The following is an 18,834-nucleotide window of genomic DNA, read 5'->3' as shown; positions in this document are numbered from 1 at the left end:
TCCTCGGGCTCAGGCGGCGGGCAGCCGGTTGATCGGGTGATCTCCGGTCGCCCAGAGATGTTGGACGGCGTAGGCGCGCCAGGGCCGCCAGCGCTCACCGTGCGCGACGAGGCCGGCCGGGGTCAGCCCGTACTCCTTCGCGGCGACCTTGACGCCGAGGTCGGTGGGCAGGAAGGCGTCCGGGTCGCCGAGCGAGCGCATCGCGATGCTCTCGACGGTCCACGGGCCGAAACCTGGCAGGGCGTGCAGCCGTTCCCTGGCGCGCTGCCAGTCGCTGCCCGCCCCGAGGTCGAGGTCGCCGTCGGTCAGTTCGGCGACGAGGCCGAGCAGTGTCCGCTTGCGGCTCCGCGGCATGGCGAGGCTTTCCGGGTCGATCTCCGCGAGCGCGGTGGCGTCCGGGAAGACGTGGGTGAGGCCGCCGTCCGCGTCGTCGATCGGTTCGCCGTGCGCGAGGACCAGCCGGGCGGCGTGCGTCCGCGCGGCGGCGGTCGACACCTGCTGCCCCAGTACGGCGCGGACGGCGAACTCGTCGCCGTCGACGGTCCGGGGCACCCGCCTGCCCGGCGCGGCGGCCACGAGCGGCGCGAGCAGCGGGTCCGCGCCCAAGAGGTCGTCGACGGCGACCGGATCGGCGTCGAGGTCGAGCAGGCGGCGGCAGCGGCTGATCGCGGTCGAGAGGTCGCGCAGATCCGACAGGGTGAGGCGGCAGCCGATGTGGCCGTCCTCGGGTTTGAGCGCGACGACGCCGGGGCCGTGCGGGAGCCGCAACGTCCGGCGGTAGGCGCCGTCACGCCACTCCTCGACGCCGGGGACGCCGGTCGCGACGAGATGTCCGAAGAGGTTGTCCGGGAACAAGGGTTTCCGATACGGCAGGCGCAGGTTCAGTGTCCCGGCGGCGGCCGCCGGCGCGCTGCGCACGCGCGCCCGCAATTCCGTCGGGGACAGCGCGAAGACCTCGCGGACGGTGTCGTTGAACGTCCGGACGCTGCCGAATCCGGCGGCGAGCGCGACGTCGATCATCGGCAGGCTCGTCGTCTCGATCAGCAGCCGCGCCGTCTGCGCGCGCTGCGCCCTGGCCAGGCTGAGCGGGCCCGCGCCGAGTTCGGCGCGCACATGCCGCTCGACCTGCCGGACGCTGTAGCCCAGCCGGGCGGCCAGACCGGTCACGCCGTCGGTGTCGACGACGCCGTCGGCGATCAGCCGCATCGCCCTGGCCACCAGGTCCGCGCGTTCGTTCCATTGAGGCGAGCCGGGACTGGCGTCCGGGCGGCACCGTTTGCAGGCGCGGAAACCGGCCTCCTGCGCGGCCGCCGCACTCGGGTAGAACGTCATGTTCTCCGGTTTGGGCGGGACGACCGGGCAGCTCGCCCGGCAGTAGATCCGCGTCGTCAGGACGGCGGTGAAGAACCAGCCGTCGAAACGGTCGTCCTTCGCCTGAACCGCACGGACACAACGCTCGAAGTCCTCATGCACCCAGCCAGCATCACCGACCACGCGGCCGGGGTCTAGCGAAAATGCGACATCGAGGTCAGGGCAGGAGCGCGGTCAATCCGGGCACGTCGAGGCCGACGAGCGAGGAGCGGAACACGCGCCGCTCCCCCGGCTCGACGTCGACGTCGTTCGGGATCACCACCACCGTGCAGCCCGCCGCGGCCGCGGAAGCCGCGCCCGGCGGGGAATCCTCGATGGCGACGCACCGGGAAGCGTGGACTCCCAGCAACTCCGTCGCCAGCTGGTACGGCCTGGCGTGCGGCTTGTTCAGACCATCGACCTCGTCACCGCAGACGGTGGCCGCGAAATACTCGCGGCCGATGGTGTTGAGGGCGAGTTCGGTCAGCGATCGTTCGGTGGAGGTGACCAGCGCCATCGGCACCCCCTGAGCGCGCAGCAATTCGAGCAGTTCCTGCGCGCCGGGCCGCCACGGCAGGGGCCCGTCGAAGAGGTTGGCCGTACGCTCGCGGATCCACTGCCCCATCTCCACGACCGAATCGGGCGTGACGGGTTTGGCACACACTTCGAGCAGGAACGCGGCCGTGTCGTCCATATTGGACCCGACGAGGCTCAGCCGCTGCTCCTCGGTCAAGGTGCCGCCGAGGGATTCGACGGCCTCGTAGAGCGCGACGTCCCACAGCTTCTCCGAGTCGACCAGCGTGCCGTCCATATCCCACAGCACGGCGGCGAGTCCGTCCGGTGTGGACGGTGCGGTCACGGCTCCCCCTTCACGGTCAGGTGTTGAAGTACTTCGCCTCCGGGTGGTGGCAGACGATCGCGTCGGTCGACTGTTCGGGATGCAGCTGGAACTCTTCCGACAGCTTCACGCCGATCCGCTCCGGGCGGAGCAGTTCGACGATCTTCGCCCGGTCCTCCAGGTTCGGGCAGGCGCCGTAGCCCAGGGAGAACCGAGCCCCACGGTAGCCGAGTTTGAAGAACTCCTCGACGTCGTCCGGATCCTCCTCGGCCACCGCCGCGCCGCCCGCGAAGCGCAGCTCCTCGCGCACCCGGCGGTGCCAGTACTCGGCCAAGGCCTCCGTGAGCTGCACGCCGAGTCCGTGGACCTCCAGGTAGTCCCGATAGGAGTTCCCGGCGAACAGCTCGTTGGCGTAGTCGGCGATGGGCTGTCCCATGGTGGCGAGCGTGAACGGAATCACGTCCACCTCGCGGTTCGCGAGCGCCTGCTCGCGCGGCCGGTAGAAGTCGGCGAGGCACAGCCGCCTGTCCCGCCGCTGCCTCGGGAAGGTGAACCGCACCCGTTCCGGGGCGTCCGGCCTGGGCTCGGTCAGCACCACGACGTCCTCGCCGTCGGCGACGCACGGGAAGTACCCGTAGACCACGGCGGCGTGCGCGAGGACACCGTCCGCGGTGAGCCTGTCCAGCCAATACCGCAGCCTCGGCCGTCCCTCCGATTCGACCAGTTCCTCGTACGTCGGCCCTTGGCCACCGCGCGCGCCTTTGAGCCCCCACTGGCCCATGAAGGTCGCGCGTTCGTCGAGCATGGCGGCGTAGTCGGCCAGCGGGATCCCCTTCACCACGCGGGTGTCCCAGAACGGCGGTGAGGGAAGCGGGACGTCCGTGGCGACGTCGGAGCGGGCCGGAAGGTCCACTTCGGACTCTTCGGCGGCCTTCTTCGCCTTCCGCGCTTCGGCGATCCGCAGCGACCGCTCCCGGCGTTCCTTGCGCTCCTGCCGTTTCCGCTCGGCTTCGGCGTCCACGATGGGCGATTCGCCGCGTTTGGCCGCCATGATCGCGTCCATCAGGCGAAGCCCCTCGAACGCGTCGCGGGCATAGCGGACGTCGCCGAGATAGAGCTCCGCGAGGTCGTTCTCCACATAGGACCGGGTGAGCGCCGCCCCGCCCAGCAGCACCGGCCACCGCGCCGAGACACCACGGGAGTTCATCTCCTCCAGGTTCTCCTTCATGATCACGGTCGACTTCACCAGCAGACCGGACATGCCGATGGCGTCGGCCGCGTTCTCCTCGGCGGCCTCCAGGATCGTCGTGATCGGCTGCTTGATGCCGAGGTTGACGACCTCATAGCCGTTGTTGGACAGGATGATGTCGACCAGGTTCTTGCCGATGTCGTGGACGTCGCCGCGCACGGTGGCGAGCACGATGCGGCCCTTGCCGGAATCCTCTTCCTTGTCCATATGCGGTTCCAGCAGCGCGACGGCGGCCTTCATCACCTCGGCCGACTGGAGCACGAACGGAAGCTGCATCTGCCCGGAGCCGAACAGTTCGCCGACCGTCTTCATCCCGGCCAGCAGCGTGTCGTTGATGATCTCCAGCGCCGGACGCTGCTCGAGTGCCGCGTCGAGGTCGGCGTCGAGCCCGTTGCGCTCGCCGTCGACGATCCGCCGCTCCAGCCGCTCGAACAACGGCAGCGCGGCCAGTTCTTCGGCACGGGACGCCTTCGACGACGCGGTGCTGACGCCCTCGAACAGCGCCATCAGCTCCTGCAACGGGTCGTAGCCCTCGCGGCGGCGGTCGTAAACGAGGTCGAGGGCGACCGCCCGCTGCTCGTCGGGGATCCGGGCCATCGGCAGGATCTTGGACGCGTGCACGATCGCGGTGTCGAGCCCCGCCTGCACGCATTCGTGCAGGAACACCGAGTTCAGCACCTGCCGGGCGGCCGGGTTGAGCCCGAACGAGATGTTCGACAGTCCCAGCGTGGTCTGGACCTCGGGATAGCGGCGCTTGATCTCGCGGATCGCCTCGATCGTCTCGATGCCATCGCGGCGGGACTCCTCCTGACCGGTGGCGATCGTGAAGGTCAGCGCGTCGATGATGATGTCGCTGTGCCGCAGGCCCCAGTTGCCGGAGATGTCTTCGATCAGCCGGGAGGCGATCGCCGTCTTGTGCTCGGCGGTCCGCGCCTGGCCTTCTTCGTCGATGGTCAGCGCGACGACGGCGGCACCGAACTCGCGGGCCATCTCCATCACCCGGGTGAACCGGGATTCGGGCCCGTCGCCGTCTTCGTAGTTCACCGAGTTGATCGCGCACCGGCCGCCGAGCCGTTCCAGCCCGGCGCGCAGCACCGGGACCTCGGTCGAGTCGAGCATGATCGGCAGCGTGGACGCCGTCGCCAGCCGTCCGGCGAGTTCGGCCATGTCCGCCGCGCCGTCCCGGCCCACGTAGTCGACGCACAGGTCCAGCATGTGCGCGCCGTCGCGGGTCTGGTCGCGCGCGATCTCCACGCAGTCGTCGAAGCGGCCTGCCAGCATCGCCTCGCGGAAGGCCTTGGAGCCGTTGGCGTTGGTGCGCTCGCCGATCATGAGGACGCTGGAGTCCTGCTGGAACGGGACGGCCTGGTACAGCGACGACACGCCGGGCTCCGGCCGGGGACGCCTGGTGGCGGGCTGGACGTCCGCGACCGCCTCGGCCAGCTGCCGGATGTGTTCGCCGGTCGTCCCGCAGCAGCCGCCGACCAGCCCGACGCCGAACTCGCGGACGAAACCGGTCAGCGCTTCGGCCAAACCTTCGGGTGACAGCGGATAGACCGCGCCGTCCGGGCCGAGTTCGGGCAGTCCGGCGTTCGGCATCACCGAGAGCGGGACCCGCGCGTGCTTCGACAGCTGCCGCAGGTGCTCGCTCATCTCGGCGGGGCCGGTGGCGCAGTTGAGGCCGATCAGGTCGATGCCCATCGGTTCCAGGGCGGCCAGCGCCGCGGTGACCTCGGTGCCGAGCAGCATCGTGCCGGTGGTCTCGACGGTGATCGAGGCGATCACCGGCACCAGCCTGCCCTCGGCCTTCATCGCCCGGTGCGCCGCGATGATCGAGGCCTTCGTCTGGAGGATGTCCTGCGTCGTCTCGACGATGATGGCGTCCACGCCGCCGGCCAGCAGCCCGCGGACCTCCTCGACGTAAGCGTCGCGCAGCGTGGTGAACGGCGCGTGCCCGAGCGTCGGCAGTTTCGTGCCCGGCCCGACCGACCCGAGCACGTAACGCGGGCGCGCCGGGGTCGCGTACTCGTCGGCGACCTCACGGGCGAGCCGCGCGCCCACCTCGGACAGTTCGAAGATCCTGTCCGGAATGCCGTATTCGGCCAGATTCGCGTAGTTCGCGCCGAAGGTGTTGGTTTCGACGAGGTCGGCGCCCGCCTCGAGATATCCGCGATGCACACCGCGGACGACGTCCGGACGGGTGACGTTGAGGATCTCGTTGCAGCCCTCCAGGCCGGCGAAATCATCCAGGCCGAGGTCGTGCGCCTGCAACGCGGTCCCCATCGCACCGTCGGCTACCAGGACTCGAGTACGCAGCGCGTCGAGCAGCGGTGACGAAAGGCGATCGGACATGCCCAACAGGGTACGACCGCCTGGTCGTAGGCTGGTCCGGTGAGTGAGCCCGTCGACGAGACCCAGCGGCCCGGCCGCGACCACCCGGACGAGACCAAGCCGATCATGATCGTCGCCTTCGAAGGATGGAACGACGCAGGTGACGCGGCCAGCCGGGCGGTCGAGCATCTCCAGCTCAACTGGGATGCGACACCGCTGAGCGAGCTGAGTCCGGACGAGTATTACGACTTCCAGGTGAGCAGACCGACCGTGCGCATGGTCGACGGCGTCACCCGAAGGGTCGACTGGCCGACCACCCGGCTCTCGGTGTGCCGCCCGGAAGGCTTCAGCCGGGACGTGGTGCTGGTACAGGGCCCCGAGCCCAACATGCGCTGGCGCGCCTTCTGCGGCGAACTGCTGGAGCACATCCAGCAGCTGGAGGTCGCCACCGTCGTCACCCTCGGTGCGCTGCTGGCCGACACCGCGCACACCCGGCCCGTCCCGGTGACCGGGACGGCGTACGACAAGGACACCGCGTCGCAGTTCGGCTTGGAGCTGAACAACTACCAGGGCCCGACCGGCATCGTCGGCGTCTTGCAGGACTACTGCGTGCAGGCGGGCGTCCCGGCGGTGTCGATCTGGGCGGCCGTGCCGCACTACGTCTCACACCCGCCGTCCCCGAAGGCCACGCTCGCGCTGCTGCACAAACTCGAAGACGTCCTCGACGTCGAGATCCCGCTCGGCGCGCTGCCGGAGCAGGCCGAGGAGTGGCAGCGGACGGTCACCGACATGGCCGAAGAGGACGAGGAGATCAGCGAGTACGTCCGGGGCCTCGAAGAGCGCGGCGACGCGGAAACCGAGTTCACGCTGGACGACGTGAGCGGGGACAAGATCGCGGCCGAGTTCGAGCGGTACCTGCGGCGGCGTCGTCCTGGGCAGGACGGCCCGGGGCGGGGCTGACAGCGGCCCCTCAAGCGCTCTCCCGCTCCATACACGCGCCATGAAAGGTCCTTTCCTTGCAAATTTTGCAAGGAAAGGACCTTTCATGGCGTTGGGGGTAGTGGTGGCGAGGCGTCAGAAGATGCGCCGCAGCGGGATGGGGCCCCGCGCCCGCTTCCGCCATTCCCGCGGATAGCCGAGCGAGACCTCCTCGAACCGCACGCCGTCCGCTTCCGTGGACCGCGGGATGTGCAGGTGCCCGTAGACGGCGACCTCCGCGCGGAACCGCAGGTGCCAGTCCTCGGTCTCGGTCGTCCCGCACCAGAGCGCGAACTCCGGCCAGTACAGCGGCGCGGTCGGGTGGCGGTGCAGCGGCCAGTGCGACATCAGGATCGTCCCGTGGTCCTCCGGGATCGCCTCCAGCCGCTCGGTGCTGATCTTCACCCGGTCGGCGCACCACGCCTGCCTGCTGGGATACGGGTCCGGATGCAGGAAGAACTCGTCCGTGCACAGCACACCGGCGTCGCGCGCCTGGTCGATGGCCGCCTGCAGCGGAAGGCCTTCGGCGGCCGGGGCCCGCCAGCTGTAGTCGTACAGCACGAACAGCGGGGCGATCGTCAGCGGCTTCTCCTGGTGTTCCCACACCGGGTACGGATCCTCCGGGGTGAGGACGTCGATCTCCCGGCATCGCTCGACCAGATGCTCGTAGCGTGCCTGGCCTCGCAGCTGGCATTCGTCCTTTTGGGTGGTCCACAGCTCGTGGTTGCCGGGGACCCAGACGACCTTCGCGAAGCGTTCGCGCAAGGTCTTGAGCACCCCGATCACGGATTCGGCGCGTTCGGCGACGTCACCGGCCACGAGCAGCCAGTCGTCGGAGGTACGGGGGACGACCTCGTCGACGAGCGGGGCGTTGCCCTCATGGGTGACGTGGAGGTCGCTGGTGGCGAAGAGATGCGGCACTCCACCACCGTAGCTTCACCCGGACCGGGGAACCGCCAAGACCGCATGACGGCGTAAGCGTCCCGACGCCAGGACGCCCAGCACGATCAGCGCGGAGACGGTGTGCAGGGCCGCCTGGACGTTCAGCAGGACGCCGGTGCCCAGCACGCTCACGAGTCCGCCGGCCAGGAGCGCGCCCAGCGCGGTGAAGCCCGCCATCCCGGCGAACATCGTGCTGAGCACGCGGCCGGAGCGTTCTGGCGACGCGGCCGTCTGGACCAGCGACAGCAATCCGGAACCGGCCAGTACCCCCGGGGCGCCGACGAGCCCGAAGAGCCCGACGTAGACACCCAGTGACGCCGTGAACGCCGGCAGGTTCCAGATCAGCGCCGACAGCAGGCCGAGCACGAGTCCGCCCCAGCCGAGCAGAGCGGCGGGCGCGACCTTGCGGGCGAAGGTGGCGACGGCGAATCCGGCGGCGAGCCCGCCGAGCGCCTGCACACCCCGCAGCAGACCGACGTCGCCTTCGGTGCCGTTGAGGATGTCGAGCACGAAGACCACGAACAACACCAGGAACATCCCCTGCGCCAGCGAGATCAGAACCACGACGACACCGGCGACGCGCAGCCGTCCCTCCCGTCCGATCTCGCGAAGGCCGTCGAGCCACGCCCGCAGCACCGACTCGTGCGGGACGGCCGCCAGTGGCGCGGCGACCCGGCGGAACGGACGCGCCAGCAGGGCCGACGCGATCATCAGTACGCCGAGATAGGCCACTACGACCCAGCCCAGGCCGCCGAAGCCGAGCAGGAGACCGCCCGCCCAGCCGCCCACGAGGCGGGCGACACTGCCGTTGATGCTCATGAGGCCGTTGGCGCCGGTCAGCTCCTCCGGGCCGACCAGTTCCGGTACGAGCGCGTTGCGGGCGGGTTCGAACAGCGAAGCCAGCCCCGCTTGGCCCGCCATGACCGCGTAGATCACGAACACCGGACCGCCGGCCCCGACGAACAGCAGCGGCAGGGCCACTAACGCCTGCGCCGCGCACACCACGCACAACACCAGCCGCCGGTTCCAGCGATCCGCGATCACCCCGGCGACAGGACTGAGCAGCACCGCGGGCAGCAGGCCGAGGACGATGCTCAACGCCGTGGTGGCCGCGGAGCCGGTCGCCTGGAAGACGAAGACCGGCAACGCGATCTGCAGCATCCATTCGGCGGTCTCGGAGAAGAAGGCGGCGGTCCACAGCCGGGCGAAAGCGGGCTCTCTCAACGGTTTCATCTGCTCGGCCTCCCCTCCGCGTCGATGCGCGGGAACGCGCGCAACCCCAGATGCACCGGCCGGGCCTCCTCCGGCGCGTCCTCGCGGATCGCGCCGACGTAGGGGCGGACCAGGGCGTCGATTCCCTCGATCAGCTTCTCCAGCTCGGCGGCGGTCACCCGCAGCGAATAGGTGTTGATACCGGAGGCGTCCTGCCACTCCTTCTCCAGCCGGTCCACGGCGTCGAGATAGCGCTCGGTCAGTTCCCGCTCCCGCGCGAGTGTCGTGCCCACGACGGCCAGTTGCGCCCCGCGCAACTCCGGGTCGTCCCCGAACTCGAGCCCGACCTGACACGCGCGCCAGGGCCGCTCGCGGCCGTCCTCCCCCTCGACGCGTTCGACCAGGCCGTGCTGGGCGAGCTGACGCAGGTGCCAGCTGATGTTCGAAGCGCTCGAACCGACGGCCGCCGCGCATTCGCTGGCGGTGCGCGGCCCCACCGCCATCAGGTGATCCACCAGCGCCGCACGCAGCGGATGCGCCAGCGCGCGCATCAGCTCGACGTCCTCGATCCGCTTGCGCGGCGGCAACCCGGTCATCGGCCGATCCAATCTGAAAGATGTCTTTCGAAAGTTCTCTTTCAGAGTTTCAGACCGTCATCGCCGTGTCAATCGCCTTCGATACCCTTCCCTAACAGTTGCTGTCTTGTGCAGTGACTGCGTGAGTCAACTACTGCTTGAGGAACACGCGTGCCTGACCAGCGAGAACTCGCCACCGCGGCGGCCTTGGAGATCCCCCGGTTCGTCAGCGCGACCGTCCTCTTCCAGACGGCCATGGCGGAACGGCTCGGGATCAGCCCCACCGAGCTGCACGGACTCCAGCTGGTCATCAGCGGAGCCGCCACCTCGCCGACCCGGCTCGCCGGCGCGCTCGGCATGACGACCGGCGCGGTGACGCGGATGCTCGACCGCATGGAGAAGCAGCGGCTGGTCGAGCGCGTCCCCGACCCGGCCGACCGGCGCCGGCTCCTGATCCGCCCGCTCCCCGACCGGCTGGACGACGTCGCCGAGTTCTACGCCCCCATGGCCCGCTTCTTCGGCGAACGCCTCGGGAAGCTCGATCGCCGCCAGCTCGCCGCACTTCTCGGCGTCATGACCGACGGCCGCGTTTTCGCCGAACGGGAGGCCGCGCGCCTGCGATCCGGGTCACCGGAACCAGGGGTTGACTAACGCTACATAGGTTGCGTTAGACTGCTCGCATCATGGACAACTGACACCGCATCCCTCCCCCCGCTCCGAGGCGGCTTCGGTCGAGCACGGCTCCCGCAAGCGATCAGGCCCGGCGGGGATCCCTCACGGATCCGAAACGCGGTGATGTCGTATGTCTTCTTCCCTTTCTCTGATCGCCAAGGACCTCGTCCGCTCCTACGGCACCCGCGTCGTGCTCGACGGCGTCAACCTGACCGCCTCGGCGGGGCAACGACTCGGTCTCGTCGGCGAGAACGGCGTCGGGAAGTCCACGCTCCTGCGCCTGCTCGCCGGGGTCGAAGAGCCGGACGCCGGTGAGGTGCTCCGTGGCGACGACGTCGGGTTCCTGCTGCAGGAACTGCCTTTCCCCGCGACGGCGCGGTTCTCCGAGGTCATCGACGACGCGCTCGCCGAAATCCGGCAGGCGTCGGCGAGACTCGACGAGCTGACCGCGGCGCTCGCGGAACGTCCTGACGACACGGTGATCCTCGACGAATACGGCGCCGTCCTCGAATGGGCCCAGGCGCACGATCTCTGGGACGCCGACCGGCGGGCCGAGGTCGTGTGCGCGGGCCTCGGGCTCGCCGGGATCGACCCGGCGCGGCCGTTGGGCACGCTCTCAGGCGGGCAACGGTCGCGGCTCGGGCTGGCCGCGCTGCTGATCCGGCGGCCGCGGACGCTGATCCTCGACGAGCCGACGAACCACCTCGACGACGTCGCGATGGAGTTCCTCGAACGGCATCTCGCGTCGCTGACCGGTGTCCTCGTGCTGGCGTCGCACGACCGCGTGTTCCTCGACGCGGTGTGCACCGACATCGTCGACCTCGATCCGGCACTGGGCGGGCCGACCCGGTACGGCGGCGCGTATTCCGCCTATCTGGACCAGAAACGGGCCGAACGGGCGCGCTGGGAACAGCGGTACGCCGAGGAACAGGACGAGCTGAAGGAACTGCGCGAATCGGTGGCCGTCACCGCACGCGCCGTCGCGCACAACCGGCCGCAGCGCGACAACGCCAAGATGCTCTACGACTTCAAGACCGGGAGGGTGCAGAAACAGATCTCACGCCGGGTCCGCAACGCCCAGCTGCGGCTGGACGAACTGGAACGCGATCAGGTCCGGAAGCCGCCCGCTCCGCTGCGGTTCCAGGCGGAACTGACCGGCACGCCCGGCGAGGACAAGACGGCGATCTCGGTACGGGACATCGAGGTCCCGGGACGGTTGCGGCTGGACACGCTCGACATCACGACCACGTCGAGGCTCCTGATCACCGGCGGGAACGGCGCGGGGAAGTCCACGCTCCTGTCCGTGCTCACCGGCGCCCTGACCCCGGACGCCGGGACCGTCCTTCGTGGACGCGGGGTACGGATCGGGCTGCTGGCACAGGATGTCGAGTTCGCCGAGCCGGACAAGCCGGCGCAGCGGATCTACACCGAAGCCCTCGGCGAGGGTGCGCCACCCTTGCGGAGTCTGGGTTTGCTGGCTCCGCGGGACCTCGGGACCAGTGTCGGCGCGTTGTCGGTCGGACAGCGGCGGCGGCTCGCGCTGGCGTTGCTGATCGCCGACCCACCGGAGGTCCTCCTGCTGGACGAGCCGACGAACCACCTCTCGCTCACTTTGGCCGAGGAGTTGTTCGCCGCGCTCGACACGGCTCCGGGTGCCGTCGTCATCGCTTCGCATGATCGATGGCTGCGCCGGGACTGGGCGGGCGACCACCTGCGGCTGGAAGCCGGTCGCGTGGCGGTATAGGGCGTTATACGCACGTCATGAGGGTCCCCACACGCTGGGGACCCTCATGACGTTTCTCAGAGCACGATGCCGAGCAGCGCGTCGACCGCGTTCCGGATCAGGCCGGGTGCCGCCGGGTCGGAGCCGGAGCGGTGGAGCGCCTCGGCCACCCAGGCGTCGACGGCGGCGAGCGCCTTCGGGGTGTCGAGATCGTCGGTCAGGTGGTCGCGGAGGCGGGCGATCGTGTCCTCCGCGGCCGGGCCGGTGCCGAGCGAAACGGCGTCACGCCACCGGGCGAGCCGGTCCTCCGCGTCCGCGAGCAGCTGTGCGCTCCACGGGCGGTCTTCCCGGTAGTGACCGGCGAACAGCGCGAGCCGGATCGCGCCGGGGTCGACCTTGTCGGCGCGCAACCGCGAGACGAACACGAGGTTCCCCCGCGACTTCGACATCTTCTCGCCGTCGAGGCCGATCATCCCGGCGTGCACGTAGTGGCGCGCGAACGGCCGGTCCCCCGCGACGGCTTCCGCGTGCGCGGCGCTGTACTCGTGGTGCGGGAAGATGAGGTCCGAGCCGCCGCCCTGGACGTCGAAGCCGAGGCCGAGGCGGTTGACCGCGATCGCGCTGCACTCGATGTGCCAGCCGGGACGGCCCGCGCCCAGTTCCGACTCCCACGACGGTTCGCCCGGTCGCGCCATCCGCCACAGGAGGGCGTCGAGCGGGTGCTGCTTGCCCGGCCGGTCCGGGTCTCCGCCGCGTTCGGCGAAGTACTTCGCCATGGTCTCGGCGTCGTAGTTCGACTCGGAGCCGAAGTGGCCGGTCGCGTTGTGGTCGAAGTAGATGTCGGGGTACTCCGCGTCGTCGGCGCGGTACGCGCTGCCGTTCGCCAGCAGTTTGGCGATGACCTCGACGATCTCCGGGATGCTCTCCACCGCTCCGACGAACTGCCGCGGCGGCAGCACCCGCAGCGCTGTCATGTCCTCGCGGAACAGTGCCGTCTCGCGCATGCCGAGGACGACCCAGTCGTCCTTGTCCCGCTCGGCCCGCTCCAGCAAGGGCTCGTCGATGTCGGTGACGTTCTGTACGTAGTGGACGTCGTGCCCGGCGTCGCGCCACAGGCGGTTGACCAGGTCGAATGTCAGATATGTGGCGGCATGGCCCAGATGGGTGGCGTCGTACGGCGTGATGCCGCAGACGTACATCCGAGCGGTGGACCCGGGCGCCGTGGGGCGGATCTGCCCCGTCGCCGTGTCGTGGAGCCGCAGCGGACGGGGGGTGCCGGGGATACGGGGCACGTCGACCGATGACCAAGTCTGCATACCTCGACTGTAAGCGGAGCCGCCACGCCGTTCCCGTCCGGTGGGAGACGGACACGGCCGGAGTAACCGAATTCGCTATCCCCGGGCACGGACCGCGTTGGCGTGGACGGCGTCCCGGATGTACTCGCCGAGGCCCGGCCGCTGGTCCGGCTCGCGTACCAGGAACCCGAGCTGGACCGGCTCGGTCGCGTACAGCCCGGCGATCTCGCGGTGCAGGGCGTGGTCGCACTCCCCCATGAACGCGGCCAGCATGCGCCGGTGCTCTTCGGCGAGGTCCATCGCCGCGGCGCTGTCCGCGGGCGAGCCGGAGTCGACGACGTCGAGCAGCCGCCGGACCCAGTCCTGGCGGACCTTCTCCGCCTCGGCCCATTCCTCCTTGGACAGTGGCATCGCCGCCGCCTGCCATTGCGGCGTCTCACCCCACCGCCGGACAGCCTCCTCCGCGTAGCCCTCCGGTTCACGGAACTCGCCGAAGACCTCGAACTTCTCCTCCGGCGTCAGCGCACCGCCGACCTGCTTCGCCTTGATCACCCGCTCGACGGACTCGACCATCCGGGTCAGCTCGCCGATCCGCTCTTGCAGCAGCGTCCGCTGCCGTCGCAAGTGCTCCAGCGCGTCCAGGCCCGGGTCGTCGACGACCTTCGCGATCGTCTCCAGGCCGAAGCCGAGTTCGCGGTAGAAGAGGATGCGCTGCAAGCGGTCGAGGTCGTCGTCGCTGTAGCTGCGGTAGCCCGCCGCGGTCCGCCCGCTCGGCGAGAGCAGGCCGATCTCGTCGTAGTGGTGCAGCGTGCGCACGGTGACCCCGGACCACGCCGCGACCTTCCCCACCGGATACCCCATCGGCCCAGCGTAGGTGGACGGCGTCATCCACCGCGCGTAGAAACGACTCATGGGGACAGCTGGAACCACCGTGTCGGCTTCGCTTCCACCCGGACCCCCGCTGCCCGGTCTCGTGCAGACCCTGCTCCTCGGCGGCTTCCGCCTGGAGGCGCTCCCGCTGCTCAAGCGCCGCTACGGCCCGGTGATCCGGATGAGGCTCCTCGAGAGCCGTGACGTCGTGATGCTCACCGACATCGAGCACATCAAAGCGGTGTTCGCCGGTCCGGTCACCACGTTCCACGCCGGCGAAGGCAACGACATCCTGCGGCCGGTGATGGGCGACCACTCCGTCCTCCTCCTCGACGAAGATCGGCATCTACGCGCCAGGAAGCTCCTGATGCCCGCGTTCAACGGCGCGGCGCTGCGGGGCTACCGAGCCATGATCACCGAACTGACCATGGCCGAACTCGACCGCTGGCCCGAAAACCGGGTCTTCCGCGCGCACGACCGGACGCGAGCGCTGACCCTCGAGATCATCCTGCGGGTGGTGTTCGGCGTCGCCGAGGGCCCGCGGTTGGACGAACTCCGTGGCCTGATCGGGCATCTCGTGGAGTTCGGGCTGATCCACGTGATCGGCTGGCAGCACCCGAGACTGCTGCGCTACGGACCATGGCGCAGGCACGCCGAACACCAGGCGCGCGTCGACGAACTGCTCTACGCCGAGATCGCCGACCGCCGGCGCGCGACCGACCTGGAGCACCGCACCGACGTCCTGTCACGACTGCTGACCGTGCCGGGTGACGGCGACGAGCTGACCGACGCGGAGCTGCGGGATCAGCTGGTGACCCTCCTGCTCGCCGGGCACGAAACCACCGCGACGGCGCTGGCCTGGGCACTGCACGAGCTCTCCCGCGATCCCCGCTGGGCCGCACGCGCCACCCAGGCGGCGGACGAGGGCGACGAGAAGACCCTCGAAGCGGTGATCAAAGAGGCGATGCGACTTCGTCCGGTGGTCGGCGAGGTCGCCCGGCGCTTGACCGCGGACGTCGAGATCGGCGGTTACCGCATCCCGGCGGGCTTCGACGTCATGCCGTCGATCGTCGCCGTGCACTCCGACGACGCCCACCACCCCGACCCCCGGCTCTTCCGGCCGGAACGATTCCTGGACGGCTCACCGCCGAACGGCAGCTGGCTGCCCTTCGGCGGCGGTGCCCGCCGGTGTCTCGGCGCGGGGTTCTCGCTGATGGAGGCCACGATCGTGCTGCGGGAGCTGTTCGGCCGGTTCCGCGTCGCCCCGGAGCGGGCGCGGCCGGAACGGATCCGGTCGCGGCCGATCACCCTGGAACCGGGACGGGGAGCCAGGATCAAGGTGACCCGCCGCTGACTACCGCTTCCTGGTCCGCAGGTAGTCGCCGACCACGGCGGCGCCGAGCCCGTCGAGGTCCGGCGCGACGACCCGGCCACCCGAACGGCGCGCGAGCAGCTCGACGAACGCGGTCAGGCGCGGGTCGTCCCCGAGCCGGAACACCGTCATCGAGGCACCCAGCTTCGCCATCCGGTCCACTTCGGACAGGGTCTTGAGCAGCGTCCTCGGCTGGGGCGGATAGTCGAACTCCGCCGTACCGTCGGGTTCCAGATGCGCTGTCGGCTCGCCGTCGGTCACCATCAGGACCACCGGCTGCGCGTCGGGATGCCGCCGCAGATGCCGTCCCGCCAGCAGCAGGGCGTGGTGGGCGTTGGTGCCCTGTTCCCACGCGCCCTCCAGGCCCACCAGTTCGGCGAGCTCGACCGATGTGGCGTGGCGGCCGAAGGTGATCAGCTGCAGGGCGTCGTCGCGGAACCGGGTGCTGATCAGCTGGTGCAGTGCCAGCGCCGTCCGCTTCATCGGCAGCCAGCGGCCCTCCTGCACCATCGACCACGAGGTGTCCACGAGCAGCGCCACCGCCGCGCGCGACCGATGCTCGGTCTCGACCACTTCGACGTCGGAGACGTCCATCCGGACGGACCGCTCGCCGACCGAAACCGAGCGCAGGACCGCGTTGCGGACTGTCCTGGAGACGTCCCAGGGCTGCATGTCCCCGAACCTCCACGGCCTGGTCGCCCCGGTCGGCTCACCGGCGGCACCGGCGGATTCGGTCTCCCGCCGGCCGGCTTTGCCGCGCAACGCGTTCACGACGTCGGCGAGCGCGGTTTCCCCGAGTCGCCGCAAAGCCTTGGGAGACAGCCGGAGCGTGCCGTCGGGCGCGCGCTCGAAGATCCCCTGCCGCCGTAGTTCGCGTTCCAGTTCGGACAGTCGCCGGGCGTCGACACCGGCGTCCGGGCCGAGCTGCCGTTCGAGCGCGTCGACGTCGATGTCCTCCAGCCTCGCGCCGGGATAGGACTGGCCGAGCTGTTCGGCGAGCGCGTCCAGTTCGGCGAGATCGGACATGGCGCGGGCCCCCTCGCCGAGACCGAGCGGATCGTCGCCCCGGAAGCGTTCCGAGGACGTCCAGTCCTCACCGGGCCGCAGCGCGCGCAGCTGCGAGTCCAAAGTGGACAGCTGCTGCGCGAGCCGGGGGTCCCCGAACGCCTGCTGGGACAGCTCGGCCAGTTCGGCGCGCTGTTCGGGGGTCATCGAGTTGAGCATCCGCTGTGCCGCCGCGGCACGGGCGGCGAGGACGTCGATCAGCTCCTCGACGTTCTTCGGGTTCTCCGGGAAGAACTCGCCGTGTTCGCGCATGAACCCCGCGAACCGCTCGGGCACGTCCTCGCGGCCCTGCGCGTGCGCGGCCAGGAGGTCGTTGAGATCGGCGAGCATCTTGCTGGCCCGCTCGACGTCCTCGGGGCCCGCGTTCCGCAGCGCCTCCTTCATCCCTTCGAAGCGGGAATCCAGCAGCTCACGGCCGAGCAGGTCGCGGATCTTCCCGTAGTTCTCCCTGCCTTGCTCCGAACGCCAGTCGTACTCGGCGAGTTCACGCACGGCCGCCGCCGTCCCCGGCGGCAACGCGTCCAGCCGCGCCTCCCGGAAACGGGCGTCGTCGTCCGGATCCGGGAACAGGTCACGCCGCTCCGCCTCCAGCGCCTCATCGAGCAGGCGCTGGACCTCCTGCAGGGTGCCGTCCAGCCGGTGGCGGCGCTGGATCTCCGACCGGCGCTGCCAGAGCCGCCTGGTCAGCTCGTCCAGTCCGGCGGTGCGCGGGGTCCCGCGCCGCAGCAGTTCCTCCAGCGCGGACCGGGGCGAGGCGCCCGCCATCACGTCGCGGCCGATCTCGTCGAGCGCGTCGCGCAGGTCCGCGGGCGGCGCCAGCGGATCCGGGCCGTCGTGCCACGGCCCGTAGGAATACCCTTCCGGCTGTGTCATCGGCCGTAGACAGTGGTCGAGTCGTCGGAATCCTTGGCGAGTTTCCGTGACAGGAACAGGGATTCCAGCGCCAGTTCGACCGCGGCGGCGATCCGGCCCGCCGGTTCGTCCGGGCCGACACCGGCCCGCGCGGCGACGTCGTGGAGCACGGGCAGTTCCGGCAGCGCGGCCAGCACGTCCTTGCCGGGTACGCGTTCCCCGGTGGTGACCAGGTGGCCGTCCTCGACGGCGTCGGCCAGCGGCAGCAGGTCCAGCCCGGCGAACCGCGAACGGGCCGTCTCCGCGACCGCGCGGCGCAGCAGGTGCACGAGGTGCTCGGTCTCGCGCCCCTCCTCCCCCGGCTCGAATTCGAGCTTGCCGCGCAGTACGGCCGGAACCGCGTCGAGGTCGACCGGACGGGCCACGGCGGGTTCTTCACCGGTGAGCGCGGACCGGCGCAGCGCCGCCGCGGCCACGGTCTCCGCCGCCGCGATGGCGAACCGGGCCGAGACGCCGGAACGCTGGTCGATCACCGGCGATTCGCGCAGGTTCCGCACGAACCGGGCGAGCACCTCCAGCAGCGGCTCGCCGACCTCGGCGACCAGGCTCGCTTCCTGCCGCACGACCGCGATCTCCGCGTCGACGTCGAGCGGGTAATGCGTCCGGATCTCCGCGCCGAACCGGTCCTTGAGCGGGGTGATGATGCGGCCGCGGTTGGTGTAGTCCTCCGGGTTGGCCGTCGACACCAGCAGCACGTCCAGCGGCAGGCGCAGGGTGTACCCGCGCACCTGGATGTCGCGTTCCTCCATCACGTTCAGCAGCGCGACCTGGATGCGCTCGGCGAGATCCGGCAGTTCGTTGATCGCCACGATGCCGCGGTGCGCACGCGGGACGAGTCCGAAGTGGATGGTCTCGGGATCGCCGAGGCTGCGGCCTTCGGCGACCTTCACCGGGTCGACGTCGCCGATCAGGTCACCGACCGAAGTGTCCGGTGTGGCCAGTTTCTCCGTGTAGCGCTCGTCGCGGTGACGCCAGGTCACCGGCAGGGCGTCGCCGAGTTCGGCGGCACGCCGCCGCGATTCCGGCGTGATCGGGTCGAGCGGGTGCTCGCCCAGTTCGGCACCCTCGATGACGGGCGTCCATTCGTCGAGCAGCGCGGCGAGACTACGCAGCAGCCGGGTCTTTCCCTGACCGCGTTCACCGAGCAGGACGACGTCGTGGCCGGCGAGCAGCGCGCGTTCCAGCTGGGGCAGGACGGTGCGGGAGAACCCGACGATCCCCGGCCAGGGGTCTTCCCCGGCGCGGAGCTTGGCGAGCAGGTTGTCGTGCAGTTCTTGTTTGATCGAGCGCGGCGTGTGGCCTGCCGCGCGAAGGTCCCCGGCGGTGCGGGGCAGAGGTGCGGGAACAGCGTTCACCTGTTCGACGCTACGTCGCGATCGTGTGCCCTGTCGACGTGAAGCAACTCCAGCCCGTGGATCAACCGATCGGTGGAGGGGGTTTTCCAGAGATC

The 18,834-nt window shown here is 70.2% G+C and carries 14 protein-coding genes; 4 read left to right on the top strand and 10 right to left on the bottom strand.

Going from position 1 to position 18,834, the window contains the following annotated elements; translation table 11 throughout:
* Nucleotides 1–9 precede the first annotated feature (9 nt).
* Genes ACZ5ZX_RS11090 through metH form a run of 3 tightly spaced genes read right to left on the bottom strand, consistent with a single transcriptional unit; the run spans nt 10 to nt 5,789 of the window.
* Nucleotides 10–1,473, bottom strand: a complete 1,464-nt coding sequence (locus ACZ5ZX_RS11090; protein ID WP_465501836.1) for an AlkA N-terminal domain-containing protein — start codon at nt 1,471–1,473, stop codon at nt 10–12.
* A 55-nt stretch (nt 1,474–1,528) separates the two neighbouring features.
* Nucleotides 1,529–2,209 carry an HAD family hydrolase gene (locus ACZ5ZX_RS11085; protein WP_465501835.1) on the bottom strand — a complete coding sequence of 227 codons (681 nt, stop codon included), beginning with the start codon at nt 2,207–2,209 and terminating at the stop codon, nt 1,529–1,531.
* 16 nt (nt 2,210–2,225) lie between these two features.
* Nucleotides 2,226–5,789, bottom strand: a complete 3,564-nt coding sequence (gene metH, locus ACZ5ZX_RS11080; protein WP_465501834.1) for a methionine synthase — start codon at nt 5,787–5,789, stop codon at nt 2,226–2,228.
* 39 nt (nt 5,790–5,828) lie between these two features.
* Here metH and ACZ5ZX_RS11075 point away from each other — a divergent pair, with 39 nt between their 5' ends.
* A complete protein-coding gene (locus ACZ5ZX_RS11075) occupies nt 5,829–6,728 on the top strand; it encodes a PAC2 family protein (RefSeq protein ID WP_465501833.1) in 900 nt (299 codons plus the stop codon).
* Nucleotides 6,729–6,842: 114 nt separating this feature from the next.
* Here ACZ5ZX_RS11075 and ACZ5ZX_RS11070 read toward each other — a convergent pair whose 3' ends face one another.
* The 3 genes from ACZ5ZX_RS11070 to ACZ5ZX_RS11060 are packed head-to-tail and all read right to left on the bottom strand — an operon-like array spanning nt 6,843 to nt 9,496.
* Nucleotides 6,843–7,667, bottom strand: coding sequence for a metallophosphoesterase family protein (locus ACZ5ZX_RS11070; RefSeq protein WP_465501832.1), 825 nt, complete (start codon nt 7,665–7,667; stop codon nt 6,843–6,845).
* Between the two features lie 15 nt (nt 7,668–7,682).
* On the bottom strand, nt 7,683–8,921 hold the full coding sequence (locus ACZ5ZX_RS11065) for an MFS transporter (protein ID WP_465501831.1): 1,239 nt from the start codon (nt 8,919–8,921) through the stop codon (nt 7,683–7,685).
* A complete protein-coding gene (locus ACZ5ZX_RS11060; protein ID WP_465501830.1) occupies nt 8,918–9,496 on the bottom strand; it encodes an ArsR/SmtB family transcription factor in 579 nt (192 codons plus the stop codon). Before ACZ5ZX_RS11060 ends, ACZ5ZX_RS11065 begins: the two co-directional genes overlap by 4 nt.
* 150 nt (nt 9,497–9,646) lie before the next feature.
* Between ACZ5ZX_RS11060 and ACZ5ZX_RS11055 the strand changes: the two genes are divergently transcribed.
* Complete coding sequence (locus ACZ5ZX_RS11055) at nt 9,647–10,126, top strand: MarR family winged helix-turn-helix transcriptional regulator (RefSeq protein ID WP_465501829.1); 480 nt, start codon at nt 9,647–9,649, stop codon at nt 10,124–10,126.
* 151 nt (nt 10,127–10,277) lie between these two features.
* Nucleotides 10,278–11,891 carry an ABC-F family ATP-binding cassette domain-containing protein gene (locus ACZ5ZX_RS11050; protein ID WP_465501828.1) on the top strand — a complete coding sequence of 538 codons (1,614 nt, stop codon included), beginning with the start codon at nt 10,278–10,280 and terminating at the stop codon, nt 11,889–11,891.
* Nucleotides 11,892–11,947: 56 nt separating this feature from the next.
* Here the strand turns inward: ACZ5ZX_RS11050 and mshC are convergent, their stop codons facing one another.
* A complete protein-coding gene (mshC, locus tag ACZ5ZX_RS11045) occupies nt 11,948–13,186 on the bottom strand; it encodes a cysteine--1-D-myo-inosityl 2-amino-2-deoxy-alpha-D-glucopyranoside ligase (protein ID WP_465501827.1) in 1,239 nt (412 codons plus the stop codon).
* A 75-nt stretch (nt 13,187–13,261) separates the two neighbouring features.
* Nucleotides 13,262–14,026, bottom strand: coding sequence for a MerR family transcriptional regulator (locus ACZ5ZX_RS11040; protein ID WP_465501826.1), 765 nt, complete (start codon nt 14,024–14,026; stop codon nt 13,262–13,264).
* Between the two features lie 49 nt (nt 14,027–14,075).
* On the opposite strand from ACZ5ZX_RS11040, the gene ACZ5ZX_RS11035 reads away from it, so the two are divergent.
* A complete protein-coding gene (locus ACZ5ZX_RS11035) occupies nt 14,076–15,389 on the top strand; it encodes a cytochrome P450 (RefSeq protein ID WP_465501825.1) in 1,314 nt (437 codons plus the stop codon).
* Here the strand turns inward: ACZ5ZX_RS11035 and ACZ5ZX_RS11030 are convergent, their stop codons facing one another.
* Entirely contained in the window at nt 15,390–17,345 is a 1,956-nt protein-coding gene (locus ACZ5ZX_RS11030) for a vWA domain-containing protein (protein WP_465501824.1), read from the bottom strand. It abuts the gene before it with no gap.
* Nucleotides 17,342–18,739: a sigma 54-interacting transcriptional regulator gene (locus ACZ5ZX_RS11025; protein WP_465501823.1), complete on the bottom strand. Its 1,398-nt coding sequence runs from the start codon at nt 18,737–18,739 to the stop codon at nt 17,342–17,344. Before ACZ5ZX_RS11025 ends, ACZ5ZX_RS11030 begins: the two co-directional genes overlap by 4 nt.
* Between the last annotated feature and the right edge of the window lie 95 nt (nt 18,740–18,834).

Source organism: Amycolatopsis sp. NPDC033938 (assembly GCF_055575975.1).
Note: the sequence above shows the minus strand (reverse complement) of the source record. Positions and strands in the feature narration are given on the sequence as shown.

What these genes read in the sequence shown, in the direction of transcription:
- metH (WP_465501834.1), bottom strand. Translation starts at nt 5,789, where the DNA reads ATGTCCGATCGCCTTTCGTCACCGCTGCTCGACGCGCTGCGTACTCGA.
- ACZ5ZX_RS11065 (WP_465501831.1), bottom strand. Translation starts at nt 8,921, where the DNA reads ATGAAACCGTTGAGAGAGCCCGCTTTCGCCCGGCTGTGGACCGCCGCC.
- ACZ5ZX_RS11060 (WP_465501830.1), bottom strand. Translation starts at nt 9,496, where the DNA reads ATGACCGGGTTGCCGCCGCGCAAGCGGATCGAGGACGTCGAGCTGATG.
- ACZ5ZX_RS11050 (WP_465501828.1), top strand. Translation starts at nt 10,278, where the DNA reads ATGTCTTCTTCCCTTTCTCTGATCGCCAAGGACCTCGTCCGCTCCTAC.
- mshC (WP_465501827.1), bottom strand. Translation starts at nt 13,186, where the DNA reads ATGCAGACTTGGTCATCGGTCGACGTGCCCCGTATCCCCGGCACCCCC.
- ACZ5ZX_RS11040 (WP_465501826.1), bottom strand. Translation starts at nt 14,026, where the DNA reads ATGGGGTATCCGGTGGGGAAGGTCGCGGCGTGGTCCGGGGTCACCGTG.
- ACZ5ZX_RS11035 (WP_465501825.1), top strand. Translation starts at nt 14,076, where the DNA reads ATGGGGACAGCTGGAACCACCGTGTCGGCTTCGCTTCCACCCGGACCC.
- ACZ5ZX_RS11030 (WP_465501824.1), bottom strand. Translation starts at nt 17,345, where the DNA reads ATGACACAGCCGGAAGGGTATTCCTACGGGCCGTGGCACGACGGCCCG.